The organism is Pseudonocardia sp. NPDC046786, from assembly GCF_040645415.1.
In the GTDB taxonomy this organism is placed as follows: domain Bacteria; phylum Actinomycetota; class Actinomycetes; order Mycobacteriales; family Pseudonocardiaceae; genus Pseudonocardia; species Pseudonocardia kongjuensis.
On the sequence record NZ_JBEYYF010000035.1, the window covers coordinates 1 to 18,833 of the forward strand.

The following is an 18,833-nucleotide window of genomic DNA, read 5'->3' on the forward strand; positions in this document are numbered from 1 at the left end:
GCTGCTCGCCGGGGACACCGTGCTCGGCCGCGGCACCACCGTCATCGCGCCCCCGGACGGCGCGCTCGGCCCGTACCTGGACTCGCGGCGCCCACCTGGCGGGCGCCACGCTCCACAACCGGTGATCACGAGTACCAGGTCGGCTCCGGCAGCTCGTCGCGCAGCAGGTGCGCGCCGACCTCGCGGCGCTTGTAGGCCACCGGATCGTGCAGGGTGTGCGTGCGCACGTTGCGCCAGAACCGGTCGAACCCGAGATGGGACGCGGTGGCCCGGGCGCCGAGCCCCTCGAAGATCCCCGAGGTGATCTCCAGGGCGACCTCGGTGGCCCGGGCCTTCACCGCCGCGACCCGCACCTCGTGTGCGCCGCGCTGCTCGGCGGTGACGTTCCAGGCGTCCCGGTGGATCTCCAGCGCCTCCTGCGCGACGGCGTCGGCGAGCGCCTCCACCGCCCACAGCTTGGACTGGTAGTCGCCGTAGAGGTCGAGTTGGTAGGGCTCGTCGACGGCGCGTTCCTGCCCGCCGTGCAGCCAGGGCCGGGTGGTGGTGCGGGTGTACTCGGCCCCGGTCTCCAGAGCCCCGCGGGCGATGCCCAGGTAGAAGCTGACGAACACCAGCTGGATCGTCGGCACGTTGAGCGTGTTGTAGACCCGCGGCTGGAAGGCGCGGTCGACGAAGCCGGCGGCCGAGGTCCACGGCACCCGGACGCCGTCGACGGTGACGCTGCCGCTCTCGGTGAGCCGCTGGCCGATGTTGTCCCAGTCGTCGTGGAAGGTGATGCCCTCCTGCTCGCTCGGGACGATCGCGAAGATGTGCGTGTCCGTCCCCTCGAGGACGCCCTCCAGCACGGTCACGTCGGAGACCTTGCTGCCGGTGGAGAAGCTCTTGCGTCCGGAGTAGACGATGTCGTCGCCGTCCTCCCGGATGGTCAGGTCGGCGTCGCGCGGGTTCACCGCGCCGCCGAAGAACCAGCGGTTGCGGGTGGCGTCGGCCTCCACCGCCTCGATCTGCTCGGGCGTGCCGACCAGGCGGGCGGCCCAGAACCACAGCAGGTGGTAGCCGAGCAGCTGACCGATCGAGCCGTCGCCCGCGGCGACCTCGCGGATCACCCGGTAGGCGGCCGGCCACTCCTGGCCGCCGCCGCCGTGCTCGACCGGGCCGAGCAGGGTGACCAGGCCGGACTCCTTGAGCAGCGCGACCTCGTCGTAGGGGGTGGCGCCGGCCCGGTCGCGGGCGGCGGCGTCGCGCTCCAGGATCCGGCGGACCTCGCGGGCCCGCTGCAGCCAGCCGGCCTCGTCGGTGGGCGCCGGTGCGGCCGACCAGTCGATCACATCGGATCCGGGGCGGTTCTCGGTCGTGGTCACGGACATCTCCCTGTCGTTTCGTGAATGCTGGGCAGCAGAATTCGGGCAGCCGGACGGACCCGTTGTGCACCGGCCACTGCAATGCGGCGGAAAATTGGGTGCGAAACGGGGTGGGACGCGGGCCGGTGACGATTCCGGAGGGCGTCGGGTGGCGGGCCGGACGGCGGGCGGGTGAGCGGGGGCGCCGGGGACGGCGCGGCCGGGGCCGGGGCCATGCCGGGGCCGGGGGTTGCGGGTCGGTGCCGGGAGCGAGGCCGGCGCCGAGGGCGGCACCAGGAGCCGGCGGCACACCGAGGTCGGGTGCCGGGGCCCCGGACCGGCGCCGAAGCCGGGACCGGGGGGCGACCCGGACCAGGGGCCGGGCAGCGGACCAGCCCCGGCCCGGCGGCGGGATCAGCAGAAGCCTGACGGCGGCGTCGGCGACCGGACCGGCAGGACGCCCGGCGCCGGGATCAGCGGCCGGACCACCAGCAGGGCCACCGCCGCGACCGGCACCGGGATCGGCCCCGAGTTCACCGACAGATCGACGACGCCACGCGGGACAGATCGACGTGACGTCGCCGGGTGAGCTCGGTGAACAGCACGTCCTGAATATTCAGGATATCGCCCCGAAATGTCAACTCCGCATTCCCCGGAATGGGATCCGGCGCACCTGTCCGGTCACCCCGGTGGCGCCCCGGAAATGCGTGAACGGGCCGTCCGTGCGGACGGCCCGTTCACGGTGGGACGAGGGGATCAGACCGCCGTCGGCTGCGGCTCGCGGGCGGCGAGCTCGGCCTCCTTCTCCCTGATGATCGGCAGCACCTTCGCGCCGAAGTACTCGACCTCCTCCTGGAAATGCAGGAAGCCCAGCAGCAGCAGGTTCGCGCCGCGCCGCTTGTACTCGATCGCCCGGTCGGCGATCTGCTCCGGCGTGCCGATGAGCTGGGAGCGGAAGCCGTCGTTGTACTGGACCAGGTCCTCGAACGACGAGTCCGCCCACATCCCGCGCTTGTCGCCGGTGGAGTTCCCGGCCTGCTGGACGGCGTCGCGGAAGCCCTCGACGGCGGGCCGGTTCGCCTTCGCGATGATCTCGCGCAGGGTCTCGCGGGCCTCGGTCTCGTCGTCGCGGGCGATCAGGAACGCGTTCAGCCCGAACCGGACGGGCGCGGCGCGCTGCGCGGTCTTCGCGTGCCCGAGCACCTCCTCGACCTGCTCGGTGAACCCGTCGTAGTCCTTGCCGTTGGAGAAGTACCAGTCGGACACGGTGCCGCCGTTGCGGCGTGCCGCGGTCGAGTTGCCGCCCTGGAAGATCTCCGGGTGCGGCCGCCCGGGGACGTCGACCGGCCTGGGCTTGAGGTCGTATCCGCGCACCCGGTAGAAGTCGCCCGCGAACTCGGCGCCGCCCTCGCCCGCCGTCCAGATCTCCCGGAGCATCCGGATGAACTCCGCGGAGCGCCGGTAACGCTCGTCGTGCTCCAGCCACGGCTGGCCGAGCGCGGTGAACTCGGCTTTGAGCCAGCCGGAGACGACATTGACCGCGATCCGGCCCTTGGTCAGGTGGTCCGCCGTGGCGACCCACTTCGCGAGGACGGTGGGCTCCCACAGCCCGGGGTGGACGGCCGCGATCACCTTCAGCCGCTCGGTCGCGAGCCCGAGCGCGAGCGAGAACGCCGTCGCCTCGTGCTGGTGGTCGGCACCGTAGCTGGCCATGTAGCGGATCTGGGAGAGCGCGTAGTCGAAGCCGTTGTTCTCGGCGGTCCTGGCGAGCCGGACGTTGTAGTCGTAGCCCCAGTCGGTGCGCTGCTCGATGGTGCTGGTGACCAGGCCGCCGGAGACGTTCGGGACCCAGTAGGCGAATTTCAGCGGCTCGGTGATCTGGGTGTTCAGGGTGGTGTCGAGAGGAGCGGTGGAGAGGTCGGACATGACAGGGCTGCTCCATGTGGTTGTCCGCCGGGCGGCGGAACCGGCGCGCGAGGGCGACCGGCTGTGCGGAGGAAGGTGCGGCGAATCCGGTGATCAGCGGATCAACGACAGGCCTGGCTCGTGATGAGCTGGTGATCGACGTGACGGCGACGCGTCAGTAGATGGGCGATCACAAGACTTACCGAACCGAGCAATGCCGAGGTTGTCAACCGTGTGTCCGTGACGACCACGCCACACCAGCCCGCTCCCGGCGCGGCCGCGCGGGTCCTGCGCGGCAGGGGGCGGCCCGGCCGCCGCTCGGAGGTTCGGCGGCCGGGCGCCGCTTCAGCCCGAGGCCAGCCCGCTGATCTGGTCGACGAGCGTGAGTACGAACAGCACGCCGAACAGGACGATGGCCCAGACGAGGCCCGCGAGGCGCCACCCGCGGACCCGGATCGGCGCCGGGAGGGACCGACGATTGATCAGGATCAGAAGGCCGGAGTAGAGGAACATCATGAACCCGCCGACGACCGCGGAGATGATGAGTAGCACCAGCGGCTGGGGGTTCCCGACCAGCAGGATGACGGTCCCGACGGCGACCAGGCCCCAGACCAGCCCGGCGTAGAGCTTGCTTTCGTTGGACTCCGGTCGGTACGAGGTCGTGATGACGTCGGCAGCGAGCCGGCTGGTGTAATCGACCAAGCCCATCGATGCCGCGAGCAGTGAGAAGGCACCGACGAACCAGAACAGGTACTGGAACCAGGCGCCGACCCGCATGCCCAGAACCTCGCCCTCGGTGCGGACGAAGTCGATGCTGTTCGACAGGCCGTCGGCCCCGAACACGGTCGCGTACGCCAGCAGCGAGGTGAACAGGATCGTCACGAACGTGATCAGGACGAAGGTGGCCAGCTGTTCGAGGTTCGCGAACCGCCACCAGCTGTGCCACCGGCGCATGTTCTCCTCGGTCGGCAGGAACACGTAACCAGGGCTCCGGGTCGCGGTGGGGGCACCGGTGACCGGGCTGGCCAGCCGCGGTACGTAGCTGCCCATGCCGAATCCCTTGTCGCGGATCCAGTTCGCCTGCACCAGGTTCTGTCCGCCGCCCGCGCCGGCGAAGGCCAGTGCCCCGAGCAGTAGGGCGAAGCCGAGTTCGGACGGGACGCGCGCATGGGTGACGACCTGCGGCAGGTCGGCCCACACCTCGGCGCCGATGGCGAACACCGCACCGACCACGAACAGCAGCACGACGGCGGCGACCTTGAGCATCTGCGCCTTCTCCAGGGCGACGTAGACGACCGGTGCGAGCGTGAGGACCAGTCCGATCGCCACCAGCATGCCGATCGCGATGAAGCGCGGCTCGCCGCCGAACATGTAGGTGGCGAGGGTCGCCGAACCGGTTGCCCACCCTGGCCAGATACTGGCGAAGTACACCAGCACGGCGAACATCAGGCCGGCGTGCCGCCAGTACCGGCTGAACCCGGTCAGCACGGTCTCCCCGGTGGCAAGGGTGTACCTCTCGATCTCCATGTTCAGCACGAACTGAGTGAGCAGACCGACCAGGGCTGCCCACACGAAGACCAGGCCGACCTGCGAGGCGATGTAGGGGAAGAGGATGAACTCACCCGATGCCAGACCGACACCGGCGGCAACGATCCCCGGCCCGATCAGGCGCCAGTACCGGGGTGGGGGAGCGGGCAGCTCGCGGATCTCGGGCCGCGGATGGTGCCGGCTCGGGAACGCATCGACCACCGCCTGCGCGTCGCCGGCCTCCTCGGCCGGCACGCCGTCGCTCGTCGTGGCCATTCGACTCCTTCCGTCGCATTCGCTGCGAGCGGGCGCTGATCCCGGTCAGCCCGGCCAGGCCCCTCCTCCCGTCGCGGCGGAGCACCGCGACGATGTGAGAGGGCACACAGTAAGCGAATCGTGTGATTTTTTAAAGATGCAACGATATTGATAAGATTTAAGCCGCGTTGATATCTCGCTCGCTCGAGGCACGCGCGGCGTCATCGGCGCTCGACCGTCGGACTCGTCGGATGAGTCGATCGACCGATGGCCGTCATCAGTTGCACGACGATGTCGTCGAGCGGTGTCGTGCGGGAGGCGGTCCGGGGCCTGGAGCCGAAGGGCCTGGTCGGTGTCCGACGGCGGGTAGGGATCACCGTGCGGCCCGCCGTGGCCCGGAACGCCCTGGACGGGGACATCATCCGGTGGCAGCTTGCCGGCCCGGACCGGCTCCGGCACTTCGCCCGGCTGAGCACGTTGCGGGTGGCGATCGAGCCGATAGCGGCGTCACTGGCCGCCGAGAACGCGAACGCCGAGCAGTGCGATCGGCTTGCCACGGCTGTGATCGGGATGTCCGGAACCGCGCGTGCCGCCGATCAGGAGATCTACCTGCAGCACGACGCCGGCTTTCACCGGACCCTGCTGGAGGCATCGGGAAACGCGTACTTCGCGGGCCTGGCCGACGTCGTGGTCGAGCTGTTGACCGGGCGGACCCACCACGGCCTGATGCCCGCGGTCACAGAGGGGTGGCCGGGACGGCGGAGCGTGAGCCGGCCGGTCGGCATCCGGACGGCCCTCGATGCGTGCCGGCTCCTGGCACGGGGCGCCCCCAACTCCGACGCCGTCGATAGCTCACCCCACCTGGTCAGTTCGGGTTCACTGAGTACGGGACGACACCGAGGCACCCGTGTGCCATCCCGACGAGCCGCTCGGTGAGCAGCTCCGGGGTCAGCCCGCTGCGGAAGAACAGTGTCGACTGGATCGCCCCGGTCGCGGCGTGCACCGCGAGCCGGAGCTCGGCATCGGAGAGGTCCTGGCGCAGCGGGGCGAGCGTGTGCACCCACTCCTCGACGTAGTGCCGCTGCCGCCTGCGCAGCGACCGCCGGTGCTCGTCGGGCAGTGTGTGCGACTCGCGGTGGTACACGGTCAGCTCCGCCCGGTGCGTCAGCGCAACCTCGGCGTAGTCTCTCACCAGTAGGAACAGCGCCTCTTGGTCGGACGAGGCGTGCCGCAGCGCCGCCGCGGCGCCGGACTCCAGGCGAGTCATCCCGCGGTCCAGCAGCGCGATCAGGATCGCCTCCTTGGAGGCGAAGTGCCGGTACACCCCGGAGCCGACGATGCCGGCCTCGGAGCCGATCTCGGCCATGCCCACGGTGTGGAAGCCTCGGCCCGCAGCCAGTCGGGCCGCCGCCGCGAGGATGCGCTCCGGGCGGTCCGGGTCCCGACGGCGTCGCGCCCGACGGTCCGTGTGCCAGATCTCCCCGACCATCTTCTCAGCATGGCAGGCGACGGGTAATGTCCGCTATGAGTGAATAGGAAATCACTTAGAGGGAGTCGGCGTGGACTTCACCGAAACCGACGAGGAGCGGGACCTGCGGGCCGCCGTGTCGGCGATCGCGGGGTCGTTCGGCAGCGAGTACTACGTGCGGTGCGCCCGCGAGGGCAGGCACACCCACGAGCTGTGGGCGGCGATGGGTGATGCCGGGTTCATCGGCGTCAACGTGGCGGAGGAGTACGGCGGGGGCGGCGGTGGGCTCGTCGAACTGGCTGCCGTCTGCGAGGAGGCGGGCGCCCAGGGGGCGCCGCTGCTGCTGATCCTGGTCTCGGCGGCGATCTCCGCCGAGGTGATCGGGGAGTTCGGGTCCGAGGAGCTGAAGCGGCGCTGGCTGCCCGGCCTGGCCGACGGCTCGACCAAGGTCGTCTTCGCGATCACCGAGCCGGATGCCGGCTCGAACACCCACAAGCTGGCCACCACCGCGGTCCGCGAGGGCGACGAGTGGGTGCTCAACGGGACCAAGCACTACATCTCCGGCACCGACGACGCCGAGGCCGTCCTGGTCGTCGCCCGTACCGGGCGCACGTCCGACGGCAACGCCCGGCTGAGCCTGTTCGTCGTCCCGGTCGACTCGCCGGGGCTGGTCCGCACCCCGCTGCCGGTCGACCTCATCGCGCCGGACAAGCAGCACGTCCTGCATTTCGACGACGTCCGGGTCCCGGCGGGCAATCTTGTCGGGGCCGAGAACGACGGCTTCCGGCAGGTGTTCCGCGGACTCAACCCGGAGCGGATCACCGGCGCGGCGCTGGGCGTCGGGATCGCCCGCTTCGCGCTCGCCAGGGCCGCCGAGTACGCCCGCACCCGTCAGGTGTGGGACGTCCCGATCGGCGCCCACCAGGGCGTCGCACATCCGCTGGCGAAGGCACGGATCGAGACCGAGCTTGCCGCGCTCATGACCCGCAAGGCCGCCTGGCTGCACGACCACGGGCTGCCTGCGGGCGAGGAGTCGAACATGGCCAAGTACGCGGCGGCCGAGGCCGCGCTCGCGGCGCTCGACGCGGCGATGCAGACGCTCGGCGGCAACGGCCTGGCCAGCGAGTACGGGCTGGTCCCGTACTGGGGGATGGCCCGGCTGATGCGGGTCGCCCCGGTGAACCGGGAGATGATCCTCAACCACGTCGCCCAGCACGGGCTCGGCCTGCCGAGGTCGTACTGATCCCGCGACCGGGCACCCGGCCCCGTCGCACGCGGACGGGGCCCGGCACCGCAGGCCCGGCGACGGACCGGGGACCACGCCCGACACCGGCACCCGGCCGCCCGCCGGGGAGGGAGCACGCATGGCCGTCCTGAGATCGGCACTGGACACCACGACCGAGGAGTTCCGGCACAACCGGGCCGTCCAGCTCGACGCGATCGCCGCGCTGGACGCCGAGCTGGAGACGGTCGTCGCGGGCGGTGGCGAGCGCCACCTGGCGCGCCACCGCGAGCGCGGGAAGCTGCCGGTACGGGAGCGGGTGGAGCTGCTGCTCGATCCGGACTCGCCGTTCCTGGAGCTCTCGGCGCTGGCCGGCTGGGGCAGCGAGCACACCGTCGGGGCCTCGGTGCTCACCGGGATCGGCGCGGTGTCCGGTGTCGAGTGCATGGTGATCGGGCACGACCCGACGGTGCGCGGCGGAGCGATGAACCCGTACTCGCTGCGCAAGACGCTGCGGGCGCTGGAGATCGCCCGGCTGAACCGGCTGCCGGTCGTCAATCTGGTGGAGTCCGGTGGCGCGGACCTGCCGAGCCAGTCGGAGCTGTTCGTGCCCGGCGGGCGGATCTTCCACGAGCTGACCGAGCTGTCCTCGCTGGGCATCCCGACGGTCGCGCTGGTCTTCGGCAACGCCACTGCGGGCGGGGCGTACGTGCCGGGGATGTGCGACCACGCCGTCCTCGTCGACGGCGGGGCGAAGGTGTTCCTCGGCGGCCCGCCGCTGGTGAAGATGGCGACCGGCGAGGACGCCGACGACGAGGCGCTGGGCGGCGCCGAGATGCACAGCCGGGTCTCCGGCCTGTCCGACCACTTCGCGGCCGACGAGCCGGACGCGATCCGGATCGGCCGGGCGATCGTCGCCCGGTTCAACTGGCGCAAGCGCGGGCCGGGGCCGTCGTACCCGCCTGCGCCGCCGCGCTACGACCCGGAGGAGATCCTCGGGCTGCTGCCGCCGGCGTCGAAGATCCCGTTCGACCCGCGCGAGGTGCTGGCCAGGGTCGTCGACGGCTCGGAGTTCGACGAGTACAAGCAGCTCTACGGGACGTCCCTGGTCACCGGGTGGGCGAGCGTGCACGGCTACCCGGTGGGGGTGCTGGCGAACCACCGCGGCGTGCTGTTCGGCGAGGAGGCGAAGAAGGCGACCGAGTTCATCCTGCTCGCCAACCAGACCGACACCCCGCTGGTCTTCCTGCAGAACACCACCGGCTACATGGTCGGCGAGTCCTACGAGCAGGGCGGCATCATCAAGGACGGCGCGAAGATGATCAACGCGGTCACCAACTCGACCGTGCCGCACCTGACGATCAACATGGCGTCGTCGTTCGGAGCGGGCAACTACGGGATGTCCGGCCGCGCGTTCGACCCGCGGTTCATGTTCGCCTGGCCGAGCGCGAAGCTCGCCGTCATGGGCGCGGCCCAGCTGGCCGGGGTGTTGTCGATCGTCGGCCGGGCGTCGGCGGCCGCCCAGGGCAAGCCGTACGACGAGGCCGCCGACGCCGCCCGCACCGCGGCGATCGAGGCACAGATCGAGCGCGAGTCGCACGCCTTCCCGATCACCGGGCGGCTCTACGACGACGGCGTCGTCGATCCCCGCGACACCCGCACCGTCCTGGGGATGTCGCTGTCCGCGGTGCACAACCAGACGATCGAGGGGCGCCGTGGCTACGGCGTCTTCAGGATGTGACGGCGATGATCCGGACCTTGCTGGTCGCCAACCGCGGGGAGATCGCGAGCCGGGTGCAGCGCACCGCCCACCGGCTCGGGATCGCCACGGTCGCGGTGTTCTCCGACGCCGACGCCGACGCGGGGTTCGTGCGGGACGCCGACCAGGCGGTGCGGCTCCCCGGTACCGCCCCGGCCGACACCTACTTGCGGGCGGACCTGGTGATCGCGGCGGCGCTGGCCACCGGCGCCGACGCCGTCCACCCGGGGTACGGGTTCCTGTCCGAGAACGCCGGCTTCGCGCGGGACTGCGCCGACGCCGGGCTGGTCTTCGTCGGGCCGTCCCCGGAGAGCATCGCCGCGATGGGCTCCAAGGTCGAGGCGAAGGCGCTGATGGAGGCCGCAGGGGTGCCGGTGCTGCCCGGAGTCACGCTCGGCCCGGAGACCGACCTGGCGGCCGCGGGGCAGCGGATCGGCTTCCCGCTGCTGGTCAAGGCCGCCTACGGTGGCGGCGGGCGCGGCATGCGGGTGGTCGGTGACCCGGCCGCGCTGGCCGACGCCGTCGACTCGGCCCGGCGCGAGGCGGCGGGCGCGTTCGGCGACGGGCTGGTGTTCCTGGAGCGCTACCTGGTCGATCCGCGGCACGTCGAGGTGCAGATCCTCGGCGACGGCCACGGCGCCGTCGTGCACCTGTTCGAGCGCGAGTGCTCGATCCAGCGGCGGCACCAGAAGATCGTCGAGGAGTGCCCGTCGCCCGCGGTCTCCGCGGCGTTGCGCGCCGAGCTGGGCGCGGCGGCCGTCGCGGCCGGGAAGGCGATCGGCTACACCGGCGCCGGGACCGTCGAGTTCGTGCTGGCCGGCTCGGAGTTCTTCTTCCTCGAGGTCAACACCCGGTTACAGGTCGAGCACCCGGTCACCGAGCTGGTCACCGGGCTCGACCTGGTCGAGCAGCAGCTGCGGATCGCCGAGGGCGCCCCGCTCGGGCCCGAGGTGCGCGACGCGACGATCACCGGGCACGCGATCGAGGCCCGGCTCTACGCCGAGGACGTCACCGCCGAGGGCTACCTCCCGGCCACCGGCACCCTGCACCGGTTCGACGTGCCGGGCGAGGTCCGGGTCGACTCCGGTGTCGGCACCGGCTCGGTCGTCTCTCCGCACTACGACCCGATGCTGGCCAAGGTGATCGCGCACGCGCCCACCCGCGCCGCCGCCGCCCGCGCGCTCGCCCGGTCACTCGCCGGCGCCGCGCTGCACGGCGTCACCACCAACCGCGACCTGCTCGTCGGGATCCTGCGGGAACCGGGGTTCCTGGCCGGCGACACCGACACCGGGTTCCTGGTGCGGCGCGATCCGGTCGCGCTCGGCGCGGGCACGCTCTCCGGCGACGGGCGCCGGCACGCCGCCGCGGCGGCGCTGGCCGCGCAGGCGGCGCACCGGCGTGACGCCCGGGTGCTGGGCGGGATGCCGTCCGGCTGGCGCAACGTCGGCGGCGCGTTCCAGCAGGTCGGCTACCGGCTGGGGGAGCGCGCGCTGCCGGTCGCCTACCGGTTCCGCCGCGACGGCCTGGACCTGCGGGTCGACGGCGAGCCGCTGGCGGTGACGCCGGTGTCGGTGACCCCGGACGCGGTGGTCCTGGAGTTCGACGGGATCCGGCGGACCTACCGGGTGCACCGCGCCGCGGAGGTGTCCTACGTGGACGGACCGGACGGCTCGGTGGCGCTGCACGAGGAGCCCCGGTTCGCCGACCCGAACGCGGCCACGCACGCCGGCTCGCTGCTCGCGCCGATGCCGGGATCGGTGGTGCGGGTGTACGCCGCGGCGGGCGACGAGGTCGCCGCCGGGCAGCCACTCGTCGTGCTGGAGGCGATGAAGATGGAGCACACGATCGCCGCGCCCGGGGACGGCGTCCTCGGCGAGCTGCGGGTCGCGCCCGGCGACCAGGTCGACACCGGGCAGGTACTGGCCGTCGTCGGGGAGTCCGGATCATGATCCGCGTTCTGGGAGCGCCCGTGTCCGTACCTCCTCGCCACACTCCCGGGACGGGGATCCTGGAATGAACATCGCGACCCTGCTGCGCCGTGCCGCGCTCGACCGTCTGTCCCCGGTCTACGCCTCGGCGGACGCCCATGAGGGGCACGCCGCGTTCCGCGACCACCGCACCCCGGTCTGGAAGGGAGCCTGATGCCGATCTCGATGGAGGCGCTCGCCGACGATCTCGCCGCCGAGTCCGCGGTGCTGCGGGAGCTGCTCACGCCACTGCCCGATCCGGACTGGCGCCGGGACACCCCGGCCGCCGGCTGGACGATCGCCGACCAGGTCTCGCATCTCGCACACTTCGACGACGTCGCGGTCCGCTCGGCCGTCGACCCGGACGGGTTCACCGCGGAGCGGGACCGGATCGTCGCCGCCGGTGGGATCGACCCGGACACGATCGCCGCGTCGTACCGGGATCGCTCCGGTGCGGCCCTGCTGACCTGGTTCGACGACGCCCGCCGCCACCTGCTGGAGGTCTTCCGCGGGCTCGGCCCGGGCCTGCGGGTGCCCTGGTTCGGGCCGCCGATGAGCGCGGCGTCCTCGCTGACCGCGCGGATCATGGAGACCTGGGCGCACGGCCAGGACGTCGCCGACGCGCTCGGCGTCGTCCGCGAGCCCACCGGCCGGCTGCGGCACGTGGCGCACATCGGCGTCGGCGCGCGGGCGTTCAGCTTCGCGGTGCACGGCCGCCCGGTCCCCGACGAGCCGGTCCGGGTGGAGCTCACCGGCCCGGCAGGCGAGGTCTGGACCTGGGGTCCGGCCGACGCCGCCGACCGGGTCACCGGCCCGGCCCTGGACTTCTGCCTGGCGGTCACCCAGCGCCGGCACCGCGACGACGTCGGGCTCGCGGTCACCGGCCCGGTCGCGGCCGCGTGGCTGGAGATCGCGCAGGCGTTCGCCGGGGCGCCCGGCAGCGGACGGGAGCGGGGAGCGGTCAGGTGAGCAGAGCAGAGGGGCGCAGGCCGGTCCGGATCGGGAACGTCTCCGGGTTCTACGGCGACCGGCTCGACGCAGCCCGGGAGATGATCGAGACCGGCGACGTGGACGTCGTCTGCGGCGACTACCTCGCCGAGCTGACGATGCTGATCCTGGCGAAGGCGCAGGCCCGCGAGGGCGGTGTCGGCTACGCGCGGACGTTCCTGACCCAGGTCGAGCAGATCCTCGCCGGCTGCGCCGAGCGCGGCATCCGGATCGTCGCCAACGCAGGCGGGCTGGACCCGGCCGGGCTGGCCGGCGCTGTCCGGGCGGTCGCCGCGGTGCAGGGGATCGCGGTGCGGGTCGCCCACGTCGAGGGCGACGACCTGCGCGGCGATCTGTCCGCGATCGACCCGCCGGTCGACCGGACGCCGGTCTCGGCGAACGCCTACCTGGGGGCGTGGGGGATCGCCGAGGCGCTCGCCGCAGGCGCCGACGTCGTCGTCACCGGGCGGGTCACCGACGCTTCGCTGGTCGTCGGGCCGGCCGCCTGGTGGCACGGCTGGGCCCCCGACGGCTGGGACGCGCTGGCCGGCGCCGTCGTCGCCGGGCACGTGATCGAATGCGGGCCGCAGGCCACCGGCGGCAACTACCCGTTCCTGCACGAGATCACCGACCGCCGCCGCCCCGGCTTCCCGATCGCCGAGGTCGCCACCGACGGCAGCTCGGTGATCACCAAGCCGGACGGCAGCGGCGGCCTGGTGTCGGTCGGCACGGTCACCGCGCAGCTGCTCTACGAGATCGGCCCGCCCGCCTACCTCGGCCCGGATGTGACCGCGCACTTCGACACGATCCGCCTGGAACGGGCCGGCGAGCACCGGGTCGCGATCGCCGGGGTGCGCGGCAGCCCACCGCCGGACACCCTGAAAGTCGCGCTCAACGACGTCGGCGGCTATCGCAACACGATGACGCTGGTGCTGACCGGTCTCGACATCGAGGCCAAGGCGGCCTGGGCCGAGGAGCTGCTGTTCGGGATCCTGGACCGGGACGCCTTCGACGACGTCGACGTGCGGCTGCTGCGCTTCGACCGTCCCGATGCCGGGTCCAATCCGGAGGCGACCGCGCACCTGCGGATCACCGTGAAGGGCGCCGACCGGCGGCTGGTCGGGCGCGGCTTCTCGAACGCGACGATGGAGCTCGCGCTCGGCGGGTACGCCGGGTTCCACACCACCACACCGCCGACCGACGCGACCGTGTTCGGGATCTACCGGCCGGCGAGGGTGCCCCGCACGGCGGTGACGCACACCGTCGTGCTGCCCGACGGGACCCGCCGGACGGTCGCCGACCCGCCCTCCTCCGGCCCGATACAACCGCAGGTCACGGCGCCGGCCCGAACAGGCGAGCAGAGCATCGGGGCGGCAGGTGAGCAGAGCAGCGGGACGACCAGGAGGGTCCCGCTCGGGACGGTCGCCGGCGCCCGCTCCGGGGACAAGGGCGGCAACGCCAACATCGGGATCTGGGCGCGCGACGACGCCGGGCGCGATTGGCTCGCGGCGTTTCTCACCCCGCAGCGGATCCGCGAGCTGCTCGGCCCGGAGACCGCCGGGCTCGACGTGGAGGTGTTCGATCTGCCGAACCTGCGCGCGGTGAACGTCGTCGTGCACGGCCTGCTCGGGGACGGCGTCGCCTCGTCGACCCGGCCGGACCCGCAGGCGAAGGGACTGGGGGAGTACCTGCGCAGCCGGCTGGTCGACGTCCCGGTGCAGCTGCTGCCGCGCTGACCCGGTCCGTCGCACCTCCGGGAGGCCGAGCGGCTGAACCCGCGCACCGCGATCAGCACCGGTTCCATCCTGCTCTGCACCGGGTCCGCCGACGCGTACCGCGAGCTGGGCCGCGGGTACCGGTGACCGGCCCGCCCCGGAGCCGCTCCCGGGCGGTGGCCCGCCGCCGTACCGGCGGGTGGCGCTCGCGGTGGCGACCGTGCAGCAAGCCGGCGCCCACCCCGGCCGGGGAAGGCGCCCGGCTCACGGCCCGCCCAGCCCCATCCGGCCCAGCATCCCGGCGACCCGCTCGTCCTCGGCGTGCAGGAACTCGCCGAACTGGTCCCCGGGCAGCCACACGTCCCGCCAGCCGTTGTCCCGCAGCACCTCCTGCCACTCCGGGGTCTCCCGCATCCGGGCGAAAAGGTCCACCAGCGCGGCCCGCGCGCCGGGATCGAGACCGGGTGGCGCGACGATGCCGCGCCAGTTGCTGAACTCGACGTCCACACCGGACTCGCGCAGGGTCGGCACGGCCAGCCCGGGCACCCGCTCGTCGGCGGTGACGGCGAGCGCGCGCAACGAACCGGTGCCGAGCTGGTCGGCGAACTCGCCGAGCCCGGAGACGCCGACCGCGACCTCGCCGGCCAGCAGGGCGGCGAGCAGCGCCCCGCCCCCGTCGTGGTTGACGTAGTCGACCCGCTCCGGCGGGATGCCTGCGCCCTCGGCCAGCAGCATCGTCGCGAGATGGTCCGGGCCACCGCCGGTCGAGCCGCCACCGACCGGCAGCGCCGCCGGATCGGCGCGCCAGGTGTCGATCAGGTCGCGTACGTCGTGCAGCGGCGACCCGGCCGCGACGACGACGATCTCCGACTCCTCGATCAGCCGGGCGACCGGGGTGGTGTTCGCCAGCGTCACCCGCGGGTCCTGGGAGGTGACCGCACCGACCACACCGAGGCCCATGCTCAGCAGCAGCCGGTCGTTGCCGGTCTCGTTCACCAGCCTGCCGAGCCCGGCGACGCCACCCGCGCCGGGCAGGTTGAACACCTCAACCGGATCGGCGAGCCCGGTGTCGGACAGCGTCCTGGCGGCGCTGCGGGCGGTCACGTCGAAGCCACCGCCGGGGACGTTCGGGACGAGCATCCGCAGGCCGTGCGACGCGCCGGGGCCGGGCGCGGCCAGGTCGCGGACGGCCGGAACGGCGGGCGCGACGGCGAGGCAGGCGAGCAGCGCGACGAGCGCCACCAGCCACCGTCCCCGGCCCATCACACCTCCGACGCCGTCCGGCCCGCATTGTGCCGTGACGGTCGGTGCCACGGCGAACGGCGGGCGAATAGGCTCGGCGCATGCGACGGCGCGCCGGGGGAGCGGGCGGCCCGCTGGCACGCCAGTTCCTGGTGTGGCAGCTGGTCGTCGTCGCGCTGCTGCTGGGCGCGGTGGCGGCGCTGGCGGCGGTGCAGTCGGCGGACTCGTTCCGGGAGACCCAGGGCCGCCGGATGTTGTCGGTGGCCGAGGACGTGGCGTCCGTCCCGACCGTGCGGGCCGCGCTGCAGACCGGCCGGAACGATCTGCTCCCGTCGTTCGCGCGCAGCGCGGAGAACCTGTCCGGGGCCGACCGGATCGAGATCGTCGACGCCGGGCTGGTGGTGCGGACCTCGCCGGACCCGTCGCGGGAGAGCACGCACTTCGACCCGGGTCTGAGCACCGCGCCGTTCGGCCGGGCCTGGATCGGCGAGCAGGCCGGGCGGACGGTCGTCGCGCAGGTCCCGGTGATCGGCGACGAGGGCACCGTCGTCGGGCTGGTGTCGGCCGGGATCCGGGCGCCCGCGCTGTGGTCGTACCTGGCCGGGGCCCGGGCCGAGTCGGTGACGCTGCTCGGGCTGGCACTGGGCATCGGCGTCGCCGGGTCGCTGCTGCTGGCCCGCCGGGTCCGCCGGCAGACCCTCGGCCTGGAGCCGGACGAGATCGTCGAGCTGGTGCAGCGCCGGGAGGCGATGCTGCTCGGCATCAAGGAGGGCGTCGTCGGGCTGGACACCGCGGACCGGATCACCCTGCTCAATCCGGTCGCCCGGGAGCTGCTGGAGCTGCCCGTGGCCCGGCCCGGCGACCACGTCGCCGAGCTGGACCTCGACGACCGGCTGCGCGAGGTGCTCACCGGCGCGGCGGCCGGCGAGGACCAGCTGGTGCTGCGCGGCCCGCGCGCGCTGGTCTTGAACCGGATGCCGGTCCGGCTCGACGGCCGGGAGGTGGGCGCCGTCGTCACCCTGCGGGACCGGACCGAGCTGACCACCCTGCAGCACCGGCTGGACGCCTCGCACACGGTCACCGACACGCTGCGGGCGCAGGCGCACGAGTTCTCCAACCGGCTGCACACCATCGCCGGGCTGACCGAGCTCGGCGAGCACGACGAGGTGCGCCGGTTCGTGTCCGGGATCGTCGCGGCGTCCGAGGGGTGGCGGCGGGAGGTGTCCGGGCGGGTCGGGGACCCGGCGACGGCGGCGCTGCTGGTCGCGAAGAACAGCCAGGCCGCCGAGCGGGGCGTGACGCTGGAGCTGGCGCCGGACACCCGCCTGGCCCCGACCGACCCGGACCGCGACCCGGACCTGTCCGCCGACCTGGTGACGGTGCTGGGGAACCTGATCGACAACGCGGTGGACGCGACCGCGTCGACGCCCCCGGGATCGGTGCGCCGGGTCGAGATCGGGTTGACCGGCGGGGGCGAGGACCCGGTGCGGGTCGAGGTCCGCGATTCCGGGCCGGGGGTCGCGTCCGGGCTCGCCGAGGAGGTGTTCCGTGCCGGGTTCAGCACCAAGGCCGCGGAGATCGGCGGCCGGGGGCTCGGGCTGGCACTGGCCCGGCAGGCCTGTCTGCGGCGAGGTGGCACGATCACAGTGCGCGACACCGGGCAGGGACCGCCCGGCGCAGTGTTCGCGGCGATGTTGCCGTTGGTGCCGACGGAGGTGCGGACGTGAGGGTGCTCGTCGTCGACGACGACTTCATGGTCGCCAAGGTGCACTCCGGCTACGTGGAGCGGATCGCCGGCTGCACGGTCGCCGCGGTGGCGCACGGCGGCGAGGAGGCCCTGGAGCTCGCCGCGCAGCTGCGCCCCGATCTGGTGCTGCTCGACGTGTACCTGCCCGACATGTCCGGCCTGGAGGTGCTGTCCCGGCTCCGCACCGGGATGCCGGACGACCCGTTCGTGCTGGTCGTGACGGCGTCGGACGATCCGGCGACGGTCGCGGCCGCGCTGCACGGCGGGGCGCTGCACTACCTGGTGAAGCCGTTCGACTCGGCGGCGCTGGCCGCCCAGGTGCACCGGGCGTCGCGGATCCGGCGTGATCTGGACCGGGTGCGCGACCAGACCGACATCGACCGGCTGTTCGGCGGGGCGGCCGTCCCGGCCGCGACGGCGGCCGGTCGGCGGGAGCGGATGCCGAAGGGGCTCACCACGCCGACCGCCGATCTGGTGGCGCGCACCCTGCGCGAGCACGGCGCGGACCTGTCGGCGTCGGAGTGCGCGGAGGCGGCGGAGCTGTCCCGGGTCAGCGCGCGCCGCTACCTGGAGCACTTCGTCTCCACCGGGGTGGCGACGGTGCGGCTGCGTTACGGCGGCACCGGCCGCCCGGAGCGCCGCTACCGCTGGGTGGGCTGAGTGGCCTGCGGGACACCGGCCCCGGCGGCGTGCTCCAGCAGCAGCGCGGCGACCGGCTCGTGCACGGCGGCGGGCAGCAGGTGCCCCATTCCGTCGACGGTGGCCAGGCGCGCGGCCGCTCCGATCCGGCCGGCGAGCAACCGCGCGTGCGGCGGCGGACGGACCGGGTCCTCCGGGCCCTCGACGACCAGCGTCGGCACGGTGATCCGGCCCAGCTCGCCGCCGCGGTCGAGCCCGGCCGGATCGGCCTCGGTGGCGTGGGCGGTGGACGGCTCGACCCGGCCGGAGTGCGCCATCACGGCCCGTTCCAGCGCGGCGTGCTCGGCCCGGTCGAACGGCAGCACGCTGCCGCACAGCCTGCGCCGGAACTCGACCCGCCAGGCCAGCTCGCCGCGCTCGTCGCGCGGGTCGTGCAGCTCCTGGCGCATCCGCAGGATCTCCCGGGCCGGCCCGGGCAGCCCACCGCCGGACGGCGCCGCTGCGGTCGTGGCCGGGGGAGCCGTCTCCAGCGGCGTCGTGGCCAGCAGCGCGGCGCTCACCAGCCGGTCCGGGTGGTCGAGCGCGAGCAGCTGCACCAGCTCCCCGCCGAGCGCGGCACCGACGGCGTGCACCCGGTCGATCCCGCAGGCGTCCAGCACCTGCAGCGCGTCGGCGGCCAGATCGGCGAGCCGGTAGGGGTGCTCGTCGAACCGGTGCGCCGAACGCCCGGTGTCGCGGTGGTCGTAGCGGACCACCCGGTGCCGGGTGCGCAGCCGGTCGACCAGTGGATCCGGCCAGCGGCCCAGGCCGGTCTCGTCGGCCCCGGCGACGAGCAGCATCGGCGCGGCGGGCAGCGCACCGTCGGCCGCGGGGAGGTCCTCCGCCCACACGGTCACGCCGGGCTCGACCTCGACCTCGTGCTGCACGGCCGAAGCCTGCCAAACGGCACCGATGCCCCGCGCGGGCGGGTCACCCGGTCCCGGACGTGCGACGACCCGGACCGCGTGCTGCGGGCCGGGTCGTCGCGGGCGAGGGTGGTGGCTCTCAGCCGACCTTCTCG

General features: G+C 73.4%; 16 protein-coding genes. 9 read left to right on the plus strand and 7 right to left on the minus strand.

The genetic code is table 11. From position 1 onward, the window contains the following. Nucleotides 1–125 precede the first annotated feature (125 nt). The 4 genes from ABZ881_RS28370 to ABZ881_RS28385 all read right to left on the minus strand — a co-directional run bounded on the left by ABZ881_RS28370 (nt 126) and on the right by ABZ881_RS28385 (nt 5,048). Complete coding sequence (locus ABZ881_RS28370) at nt 126–1,325, minus strand: acyl-CoA dehydrogenase family protein (RefSeq protein WP_358488789.1); 1,200 nt, start codon at nt 1,323–1,325, stop codon at nt 126–128. Nucleotides 1,326–1,873: 548 nt separating this feature from the next. Next, nucleotides 1,874–1,945: a putative leader peptide gene (locus ABZ881_RS28375; RefSeq protein ID WP_358488790.1), complete on the minus strand. Its 72-nt coding sequence runs from the start codon at nt 1,943–1,945 to the stop codon at nt 1,874–1,876. Between the two features lie 151 nt (nt 1,946–2,096). Continuing rightward, nucleotides 2,097–3,266 carry a dimethylsulfone monooxygenase SfnG gene (gene sfnG / locus ABZ881_RS28380; protein WP_358488740.1) on the minus strand — a complete coding sequence of 390 codons (1,170 nt, stop codon included), beginning with the start codon at nt 3,264–3,266 and terminating at the stop codon, nt 2,097–2,099. Between the two features lie 324 nt (nt 3,267–3,590). Further along, nucleotides 3,591–5,048 carry an Nramp family divalent metal transporter gene (locus tag ABZ881_RS28385; protein WP_358488741.1) on the minus strand — a complete coding sequence of 486 codons (1,458 nt, stop codon included), beginning with the start codon at nt 5,046–5,048 and terminating at the stop codon, nt 3,591–3,593. Between the two features lie 246 nt (nt 5,049–5,294). On the opposite strand from ABZ881_RS28385, the gene ABZ881_RS28390 reads away from it, so the two are divergent. Continuing rightward, nucleotides 5,295–5,963 carry an FCD domain-containing protein gene (locus ABZ881_RS28390; protein WP_358488742.1) on the plus strand — a complete coding sequence of 223 codons (669 nt, stop codon included), beginning with the start codon at nt 5,295–5,297 and terminating at the stop codon, nt 5,961–5,963. Here ABZ881_RS28390 and ABZ881_RS28395 read toward each other — a convergent pair. Next, the gene (locus ABZ881_RS28395) at nt 5,893–6,516 is read right to left on the minus strand and encodes a TetR/AcrR family transcriptional regulator (protein WP_358488744.1); all 624 of its coding nucleotides are present in this window, start codon (nt 6,514–6,516) and stop codon (nt 5,893–5,895) included. The two genes, ABZ881_RS28390 and ABZ881_RS28395, sit on opposite strands and share 71 nt — an antisense overlap. A gap of 70 nt (nt 6,517–6,586) precedes the next feature. Here ABZ881_RS28395 and ABZ881_RS28400 point away from each other — a divergent pair, with 70 nt between their 5' ends. The 6 genes from ABZ881_RS28400 (at nt 6,587) to ABZ881_RS28425 (ending at nt 14,166) form a co-directional block, all read left to right on the plus strand. Then, nucleotides 6,587–7,738 (plus strand): acyl-CoA dehydrogenase family protein, encoded by a 1,152-nt coding sequence (locus tag ABZ881_RS28400; RefSeq protein ID WP_358488745.1) that lies wholly within the window; start codon nt 6,587–6,589, stop codon nt 7,736–7,738. Between the two features lie 121 nt (nt 7,739–7,859). Beyond that, entirely contained in the window at nt 7,860–9,458 is a 1,599-nt protein-coding gene (locus ABZ881_RS28405) for a carboxyl transferase domain-containing protein (RefSeq protein WP_358488747.1), read from the plus strand. Nucleotides 9,459–9,463: 5 nt separating this feature from the next. Further along, nucleotides 9,464–11,425, plus strand: coding sequence for a biotin carboxylase N-terminal domain-containing protein (locus ABZ881_RS28410; RefSeq protein WP_358488748.1), 1,962 nt, complete (start codon nt 9,464–9,466; stop codon nt 11,423–11,425). A gap of 64 nt (nt 11,426–11,489) precedes the next feature. Continuing rightward, on the plus strand, nt 11,490–11,618 hold the full coding sequence (locus ABZ881_RS28415; RefSeq protein WP_358488749.1) for a hypothetical protein: 129 nt from the start codon (nt 11,490–11,492) through the stop codon (nt 11,616–11,618). Next, on the plus strand, nt 11,618–12,412 hold the full coding sequence (locus ABZ881_RS28420) for a TIGR03084 family metal-binding protein (protein ID WP_358488750.1): 795 nt from the start codon (nt 11,618–11,620) through the stop codon (nt 12,410–12,412). The genes ABZ881_RS28415 and ABZ881_RS28420 overlap by 1 nt, the downstream gene beginning before the upstream one ends. After that, on the plus strand, nt 12,409–14,166 hold the full coding sequence (locus ABZ881_RS28425; RefSeq protein WP_358488752.1) for an acyclic terpene utilization AtuA family protein: 1,758 nt from the start codon (nt 12,409–12,411) through the stop codon (nt 14,164–14,166). Before ABZ881_RS28420 ends, ABZ881_RS28425 begins: the two co-directional genes overlap by 4 nt. Nucleotides 14,167–14,409: 243 nt before the next feature. Here ABZ881_RS28425 and ABZ881_RS28430 read toward each other — a convergent pair whose 3' ends face one another. Next, a complete protein-coding gene (locus tag ABZ881_RS28430) occupies nt 14,410–15,408 on the minus strand; it encodes a tripartite tricarboxylate transporter substrate-binding protein (RefSeq protein WP_358488753.1) in 999 nt (332 codons plus the stop codon). Nucleotides 15,409–15,488: 80 nt separating this feature from the next. Between ABZ881_RS28430 and ABZ881_RS28435 the strand changes: the two genes are divergently transcribed. Further along, on the plus strand, nt 15,489–17,114 hold the full coding sequence (locus tag ABZ881_RS28435; RefSeq protein ID WP_358488754.1) for an ATP-binding protein: 1,626 nt from the start codon (nt 15,489–15,491) through the stop codon (nt 17,112–17,114). After that, nucleotides 17,111–17,794: a response regulator gene (locus tag ABZ881_RS28440; RefSeq protein WP_358488755.1), complete on the plus strand. Its 684-nt coding sequence runs from the start codon at nt 17,111–17,113 to the stop codon at nt 17,792–17,794. Before ABZ881_RS28435 ends, ABZ881_RS28440 begins: the two co-directional genes overlap by 4 nt. Here the strand turns inward: ABZ881_RS28440 and ABZ881_RS28445 are convergent. Continuing rightward, nucleotides 17,776–18,699 carry an alpha/beta hydrolase gene (locus tag ABZ881_RS28445; RefSeq protein ID WP_358488757.1) on the minus strand — a complete coding sequence of 308 codons (924 nt, stop codon included), beginning with the start codon at nt 18,697–18,699 and terminating at the stop codon, nt 17,776–17,778. The two genes, ABZ881_RS28440 and ABZ881_RS28445, sit on opposite strands and share 19 nt — an antisense overlap. Between the last annotated feature and the right edge of the window lie 134 nt (nt 18,700–18,833).